This window comes from Protofrankia sp. CiP1_Cm_nod3, from assembly GCF_982290655.1.
Window position 1 is genome coordinate 1 of sequence record NZ_CEVIVD010000179.1, and the last position, 8,326, is coordinate 8,326.

Sequence of the window (8,326 nt, forward strand, 5' to 3'; positions counted from 1 at the left end):
GATCTTGCCAGGGGTGCCGGTGCCCACGACGGTCCGGGGCGTCTGCCGCTCGGTCGCGACCGCGTCCAGGCCCGCGAGCAGGTCGTCCCGGTCCCCGGCGATGACGACGGCGCGGTGGGACAGCGTCGCCCGGGTGGTGGCCAGTGAGTAGGCGACGTCCACCGGCCGCAGTGTGCTGTCACCGCTGACGTGCGCGGCCAGCCGGGCGGCCTGCTCCTGGAGGGCTCTGGGTGAGCGCGCGGAGATCAGGAACGGCAGTGGGCTGCCAGCCGGTTCGCCGGCGGGCGTCCCCGCGCTCCCCGGCTCCGCGCCCGCCTCGGTGGCGGGTGTGCCCGTGGCGGGCGCGTCCGCGTCGACCCGGGCAGCTGCCCGCACGTCCGTCCGGTCCGCCGGGCTGTCCGTCCCGGCATCCGCCGGGGTGGCCGGGGAGCTGTCCGCCGCGGCGTCCGCTGGGGCGGGCTGGTCGGTGGGGGCCTGTTCGATGATGATGTGGGCGTTGGTGCCGCTGACGCCAAAGGCGGAGACGGCGGCCCGGCGGGGCCGGTCGACATCGGGCCAGGGGCGGGCCTCGGTGAGCAGCTCCACCGCACCCGCCGACCACTTTACGTACGGTGATGGCTCGTCCACGTGCAGGGTTTTCGGCAGGACGCCGTGCTGGAGGGCGTGGACCGTCTTGATGATGCCGGCGACGCCGGCGGCGGCCTGGGCGTGCCCGATGTTGGACTTCAGCGAGCCGATGTAGAGCGGCCGGTCGGCGGGGCGGTTCTGCCCGTAGGTGGCGATGAGGGCCTGGGCTTCGATGGGGTCGCCGAGGCGGGTGCCGGTGCCGTGGGCCTCGACGGCGTCGACGTCGGCGGGGGTCAGGCCGGCGGCGGCGAGGGCGGCGCGGATGACACGCTGCTGGGACGGCCCGTTGGGGGCGGTCAGGCCGTTGGAGGCGCCGTCCTGGTTGACGGCGGAGGCGCGGACGACGGCGAGGATGCTGCGGCCGGCGCGCTGGGCGTCCGAGAGCCGCTCGAGCAGCAGCAGGCCGACACCCTCCGACCAGCCGGTGCCGTCCGCCGCCGCCGCGAACGCCTTGCAGCGGCCGTCGGGGGCGAGCCCGCGCTGCCGGGCGAAGTCCACGAAGCCCAGCGGCGACGTCATGACGGCGACCCCGCCGGCGATCGCCAGGTCGCTCTCGCCGGAGCGCAGCGACTGGGCGGCCAGGTGCAGGGCGACCAGCGACGACGAGCAGGCCGTGTCGATGGTGACCGCCGGCCCCTCGAAACCGAACGTGTAGGAGATCCGGCCGGAGGCGACGCTGCCGAGCGCGCCGGTGACCAGATAGCCCTCCAGCTCGTCGGGGACCTCGTGGAAGCCGGCGGCGTAGTCGCGCCCGGCGACACCGGCGAACACGCCGGTGCGGCTGCCGCGCAGCGACGTCGGGTCGATCCCGGCGTTCTCCAGCAGCTCCCAGGCGTTCTCCAGCAGCAGGCGCTGCTGCGGGTCGGTCGCGGCGGCCTCCCGCGGGGAGATCCCGAAGAACGCCGCGTCGAAGTCACCGGCGCCGGCGATGAACCCGCCCTGGCGGGTGTAGGTGGTGCCGGGATGGTCCGGGTCGGGATGGTAGAGCGCGTCGGTGTCCCAGCCGCGGTCGTCCGGGAAACCGCTGATCGCGTCACCGCCGGCGGCGGCGAGTTGCCACAGGTCCGCCGGCGAGTTGACCCCGCCGGGGTAGCGGCAGGCGGCGCCGACGATCGCGATCGGTTCCCGCCGGCTCTCCTCGATCTCCCGCAGCCGCCGGTGGGCGGCCCGGGAGTCCGCGAGCGCGCGCTTGAGGTATTCGCGGAGCTTGTCGTCGTTGGACATCGTCAGGCGTGCTCCTGATCCATGAGGGCGAACAGTTCCTCGTCGCTGGCGGAGTCGAGGTCCAGCTCGTTGTCGGACGAGCCGGTGGGACCGGCGGGGCCGGTGCCCCACTGGTCGAGCAGGCGGCGCAGGCGGGTGATCGCGGCCTGCCGGTCCGCCTCGGTGGCGGCGCCGGCGGCGAGGACGGCCTCCAGCTGGTCGACCGCGTCCACCGCCGTCGCCGGCACCGCCGCCGGGGTGTCGATGGCCAGTTCGGCGCGCAGGTAGGCGGCGACGGCCTCGGGGGTGGGATGGTCGAAGACGAGCGTGGCCGGCAGCTCCAGCCCGGTCGCGGCGCCCAGCCGGTTACGCAGGTCGACCGCGGTCAGGGAGCTGAACCCCAGCTCCTGGAACGTCCGGGTGGACAGGACCTCGTCGGCGTCGGCGTGCCCGAGCACCGTCGCGATCTCCGACTGGACGACCGTCAGCAGCGCCTCGTCCCGTTCGGCCTCGCCGAGGCCGGCCAGCCGCAGCAGGAGCCCGTCGGCGGCCGAGACCGAGGCGGCGGCCGGGTCGGCGGCGGCGAGGCCGCCGATCTGCGTCGGCCGGGTGGCGGAGACCTCCCCGGCGAACGAGCGTCCGACGTCCAGCCAGTAGCGCCGGTGCTGGAAGGCGTAGGTCGGCAGGGTGACCCGCGGGTGCGGGCTGCCGGACGTCACCGCCCAGTCGACCGGCACTCCCTGGACGTACAGCTCGGCGGCGGACAGCAGGAAACGGTCCAGCCCGCCCTGGTCGCGGCGCAGCGTCCCGGCGACCACGGTGCCGGTGGCGCCGGTCACCCCGGCGATCTCCTGCAGACTGAAGTTGAGCACCGGATGCGGGCTGATCTCGATGAACGTGTCATGGCCGCGCTCGAGCAGGGTACGGGTGGCCTGCTCGAAGCGGACCGTCCGACGCAGGTTCGCGAACCAGTACTCGGCGTCGAGGGTGCTGGTGTCGACCGGCTCACCGGTGACCGTGGAGATCAGCGGGATCGTCCCCGCCCGCGGTGTGATCGACGCGAGGTCCGCCAGCAGCACCTCGCGCAGGCTGTCGACGTGCGCCGAGTGCGAGGCGTAGGTGGCCGGGAGGACCCGGGCGCGCACGCCTTCGGCCTCCAGCTCCGCGACCAGTTCCGTCACGGCGTCGGTGTCACCGGCGACCACCAGCGACCCGGGGCTGTTGATGGCGGCGATCGACAGCCGGCCGTCCCCCCAGCGGGCCAGGCGCGGCTCGAGGTCGTCCGCGGTCAGCGCGATCGAGGCCAGGCAGCCGCGCCCGGCCAGCGCGATGGCGGCCTGGCTGCGCAGGGAGATCAGCCGGGCGGCGTCGTCCAGGGACAGGGCGCCGGCCACATAGGCGGCGGCGATCTCCCCCTGGCTGTGGCCGACGACGGCGTGCGGGTGCACACCGTGCGCGCGCCATAGCGCCGCGAGCGCGACGAGGATCGCCCACAGCGTGGGCTGGATCACGTCGAACCGCTCCAGCGTGGGCGCGTCCGGCGCCCCGCGCAGCACGTCGAGCAGGTCCCAGTCGATGTACGGGCGCAGCGCCCGCGCGCAGTCCGCGATCGCCGCGGCGAACACCGGGGAGGTGTCCAGCAGGGCCGCCGCCATTCCCGGCCACTGGGAGCCCTGGCCGGGGAAGACGAACACGATCCGGCGGTCCGCCGTGGCGGTGCCCCGGGCCGCGTTCACCGGCAGGTCGCCGCGGGCCAGCGCGTCGAGGGAGGCCAGGAAGCCGTCCCGGTCGTCGGCGACGACGACCGCGCGTTCGCTGAACGTCGCACGGGTGGTGTGCAGCGCAGCCGCGACCGCCGCGACCGCCGCGACGCCCGCCCCGGCCCCGCCGCCGTCCACCTCGGCCCCGCCGTTGGTCACAGGTTCGCCGCCGGCCGGCGGTTCGTCCGCGCGCAGCCAGGCCGCCAGCTGGGTGGCCTGCGCCCGCAGGGCCTGCGGGGTTTTCGCCGACAGCGTCCACGCGACCGGCTTGCCGTCGGTCACCGGTTCGCCGTCGGTCACCGGTTCGCCGCCGGCGGCCGGGCGGGACGGCGCCAGCGGACGGTCGTCGGCCGGGGCCTGCTCGATGATCGCGTGGGCGTTGGTGCCGCTGACACCGAAGGAGGAGATCCCCGCCCGGCGGGGCGCGCCCGTCTCGGGCCAGGGCCGGGCCTCGGTGAGCAGCTCGATGTCCCCGTCGGCCCAGTCCACGTACGGTGACGGCTCGTCCACGTGCAGGGTCCTGGGCAGGACGCCGTGCTCGATGGCCTGGACCATCTTGATGATGCCGGCGACGCCGGCCGCCGCCTGGGTGTGGCCGATGTTGGACTTCAGCGAGCCGAGGTAGACGGGCCGGCCGGCCTCCCGGTGCTGGCCGTAGGTGGCGATGATGGCCTGGGCCTCGATGGGGTCGCCGAGACGGGTGCCGGTGCCGTGCGCCTCGACGGCGTCGACATCGGCCGGAGCGAGCCCGGCGGCGGCGAGCGCGGTGCGGATGACACGCTGCTGGGACGGCCCGTTGGGCGCGGTCAGCCCGTTGGACGCGCCGTCCTGGTTGACCGCCGACCCCCGCACGAGCGCCAGCACCGGATGGCCGGCGCGGCGGGCGTCCGAGAGCCGTTCGAGCAGGACGAGCCCGATGCCCTCGGCCCAGCCCACGCCGTCCGCCGCCGCCGCGAACGCCTTGCTGCGGCCGTCCGGTGACAGCGCGCGCTGCCGGGACAGCTCCACCCAGGCGCCGGGGGAGGCCATCACCGTCACCCCGCCGGCGACCGCCAGCTCGCTCTCGCCGGAACGCAGCGACTGGGCGGCCAGGTGCAGGGCGACCAGCGACGACGAGCAGGCCGTGTCGATGGTGACCGCCGGCCCCTCGAAGCCGAACGTGTAGGAGATCCGGCCGGAGGCGACGCTGCCGGCGCTGCCGGTGCCGAGGAAGCCCTCCAACGACGACGGCGCCTCGTCCAGCCTGGGGGCGTAGTCGTGGTACATCACCCCGGCGAACACGCCGGTGCGGCTGCCGCGCAGCGTCGCCGGGTCGATCCCGGCCCGCTCGAACAGCTCCCAGGTGGTCTCCAGCAGCAGGCGCTGCTGTGGGTCGGTCGCCAGCGCCTCGCGGGGCGCGATCTCGAAGAAGTCGGTGTCGAAGTCGCCGGCGTCGAGCAGGAAACCGCCGTGGCGGGTGTAGGACGTGCCGGCGTGGTCCGGGTCCGGGTCGTGGAGCGCCTCGAGATCCCAGCCGCGGTCGCCCGGGAACTCGGTGATCGCGTCGGTGCCGGCGGCGACGAGCCGCCACAGGTCCTCCGGCGAGGCGACCCCGCCGGGGAAGCGGCAGGCCATGCCGACGATCGCGATCGGGTCGTCGTCGACGACCTGGCCGCCCGGCCGTCCGGCGCGGGACGCCGTGGCATCGGCCGGCGCCGTCCCGGCCAGCCCGGTCTCGGTCTCGGTCAGCAGCGTGAGCAGGAAGGCGGCGACGGCGGTGGGGTTCGGCTGGTCGAAGGTGAGGGTGGTCGGCAGCCGCAGCCCGGTCGCCGTGCCCAGCCGGTTGCGCAGATCGACGGCGGTCAGGGAGTCCAGCCCCAGGTCGGTGAACGGCCTGGTGGCCGCGACCGCGCGCGCGTCGGCGTGCCCGAGGGCCGCCGCGACCTCGCCGCGCACCAGGTCGAGCAGGTGCGCGGCCCGCTCGTCCGGGGACAGTGCGGCCAGCCGCGCCACCAGCGGTGATCCGGCGGCCGCCGGTCCGGCGGAGCGGGCCGCCCGCCGGGCCGGCCGGACCAGGCCGCGCAGCAGCGCCGGCACCCCGTGCTCGGCGGCCCGGCCGCGCAGCACAGCCAGATCAAGGTGGACGGGTGCGAGCAGCGCCCGCTCCACACCGCCGGTCCCGCCCACGCTGGCTTTTTCGCCCGTTTCGCCCGTGTCGGCGTCCCCGGCGCTGTCGGCGTTACCGATGGTGCCGGTACCCGCATCTGCGTCGGCGTTCCCGATGGTGCTGGCTTTCCCGCGGGTAGCGGTGCCGGGAACAGTCGCGTCCGGACCGCTGCCTGTGCCCGCGGTGGTGGCGGTGGCGGTGGGGCGGGCGCCGAGGGCGGCGTCGAAGAGGTCGAGCCCGTCCCGCGCGGACAGCGGGCGCAGGCCGGCGCGGGCGATGCGCTCGCGGTCGGCGTCGGTGAGCTCGCCGGTGATCCCGCTGGCGCCGGCCCACAGCCCCCAGGCCAGCGACGTCGCCGGCAGGCCGTGCCCGCGGCGGTAGCCGGCCAGCGCGTCGAGGAAGGCGTTGGCCGCCGCGTAGTTGCCCTGGCCGGGGCTGCCGAGGATGCCGGCGGCCGACGAGAACAGCACGAACGCGGCCAGGCCGGCACCGCGGGTCAGCTCGTGCAGGTGCCAGGCGGCGTCCGCCTTGGGCGCCAGCACGGCATCGAGACGGTCCGCGGTGAGCGCGGTGACGACACCGTCGTCGATGACGCCGCTGGCGTGCACGACCGCGGTCAGCGGGCGCCCGGCGGGGATCGCGGCGAGCAGGCCGGCCAGCGCCTCCCGGTCGGTGACGTCGACGGCGGCGACCGTCACCGACGCGCCGAGGGCGGTGAGATCGTCGCGCAGCTGCTCCGCGCCTGCGGCGGCGAGGCCGCGGCGGCTGGTGAGCAGCAGGTGGCGCACGCCGTGCCGGGCCACCAGGTGGCGGGCCAGCAGCCCGCCCAGCGCCCCGGTACCACCCGTGATCAGCACGGTCCCGTCCGGGTCGAGCGCTGCCTGCGCCGACGCTTCCACCGCCGGCTGTGCCGGTGGGGCCGGGGCCCGGACCAGGCGGGGGACAGTGAGCGTGCCGCCGCGGACGGCGAGCTGCGGCTCGTCGGTCGCCAGCGCCGTGGCGAGCACGGCCGGCAGGTCGATCTCCGGCGGGTCCGCGTCGAGCAGGACGCTGTCCAGCGGGTCGAGGTCGAGCAGGACGAACCGGCCCGGGTGCTCGGACTGCGCCGAGCGGACCAGCCCCCAGCCGGCCGCTACGGCGGGATCGGGGATCTGCCCGCCGGCCGGCACGGCGCCGCAGGTCACCAGCACCAGCTTCGACCCCGGGTCGCGCGGCTCGGCCAGCCACCCCTGCACCAGCTCGAGCACACGGTGGGTGACAGCGTGCGCCGCTGCCGCCGTCCCACGAGAACCGGACGCAGCCGCGTCGGAAGTGGCCGCGTCGGAAGTGGCCGTGCCGGACGCGACCGCGCCAGAAGTGGCTGTGCCGGACGCTGCCGCGTCGGTAGCGGCTGTGCTGGTAGCGGCTGTGCTGGTAGCGGCTGTGCTGGTAGCGGCCGCGTCGGACGTGGTCACGGGGGCGAGGACGAGTTCGGGCTCGGTCGTGCCCAGCCCGGCGAGGTCCGTGGCGGCCCGGGCGTCCACCCCGGCCGCGCGCAGCGTGGTCAGCAGCTGGTGATCATCACTGCCGAGCACCTGGTAGCGGTCGGTGATGGCAGGCAGGTCGGCGGTGGCCGGCAGGCCGATGACGGCCCAGTCGACGGCGAACAGCGAGTCCCGGTGGGCCTCGCGTCGCGCCGCGCCGACCTGCGCGGCGCTGACCGGCCGGGACAGCAGCGAACGGACGGAGACAACCGGCGCGCCGGTGCTGTCGGCCGCGTGCACGGCCACGCTGTCGCCGTCACCGGCGATCCGCAGCCGCAGCGCGGCCGCGCCGGCGGAGTGCAGCCGTACCCCCGACCAGGCGAAGGGCACCCGGCCCTCGGACGCGCCGCCCGCGGTGGCGCGCCCGCCCTCGGGCGCGGTCAGGACGGCGGCGTGCAGGGCGGCGTCGAGCAGCGCGGGGTGGATGCCGAAGCGCCCGGCGTCCCCGCGTACCCCTTCCGGCAGCTCGACCTCGGCGAAGACCTCGCCCGCGCGCCGCCACACCGCGCTCGTGCCGCGAAAGAGCGGGCCGTAGGCCAGCCCGGCCGCGGTGAGCTGCGCGTACACGTCGTCCGGGTCGACGGCGGTGGCGTCCGCGGGGGGCCAGGCCGTCGGCGCCAGCGTGTCGAACACCGCCCGCTCCGGCTGCTCCAGCGGCCATGGCCGGCCGTCCGCCGGCCGTCCGTCGGCTGCCGGCAGGCCGGCGGATGCCAGCAGGCCGGTGGCGTGGCGGGTCCAGTCCGCGGGGGTGTCCCCGTCGATGGCGGGCCGGGCGTACACGCCGAACGTGCGCTTCCCCGTCCCGTCCGGTGCCGCCACCACGACCTGGATCTCGACCGCCCCGCGCGCCGGCAGGGTCAGCGGCGCCTCCAGGACGAGTTCCTCGACCGCGTCGAGGCCCACCTCGTCCCCGGCCCGCACGGCCAGCTCGACGAATGCCGTGCCGGGCACCACGACCGTGGCGTGCACGACGTGGTCGGCGAGCCAGGGGTGGGTGTGCAGGGAGAGCCGGCCGGTGAGGATGGCCTGGTCGGTGTCGGCGGGAGTGAGGGTGGCCTGCAGGAGCG

2 protein-coding genes are annotated in these 8,326 nt (G+C 76.1%); both read right to left on the reverse strand.

Annotation, left to right across the window (positions count from 1 at the left end; translation table 11 throughout):
* The coding region (locus tag AC5LUJ_RS21775) for a type I polyketide synthase (protein WP_493465636.1) at positions 1 to 1,851 on the reverse strand (1,851 nt) is incomplete at its 3' end.
* Between the two features lie 2 nt (positions 1,852 to 1,853).
* A complete protein-coding gene (locus AC5LUJ_RS21780) occupies positions 1,854 to 8,321 on the reverse strand; it encodes a type I polyketide synthase (protein WP_493465637.1) in 6,468 nt (2,155 codons plus the stop codon).
* Between the last annotated feature and the right edge of the window lie 5 nt (positions 8,322 to 8,326).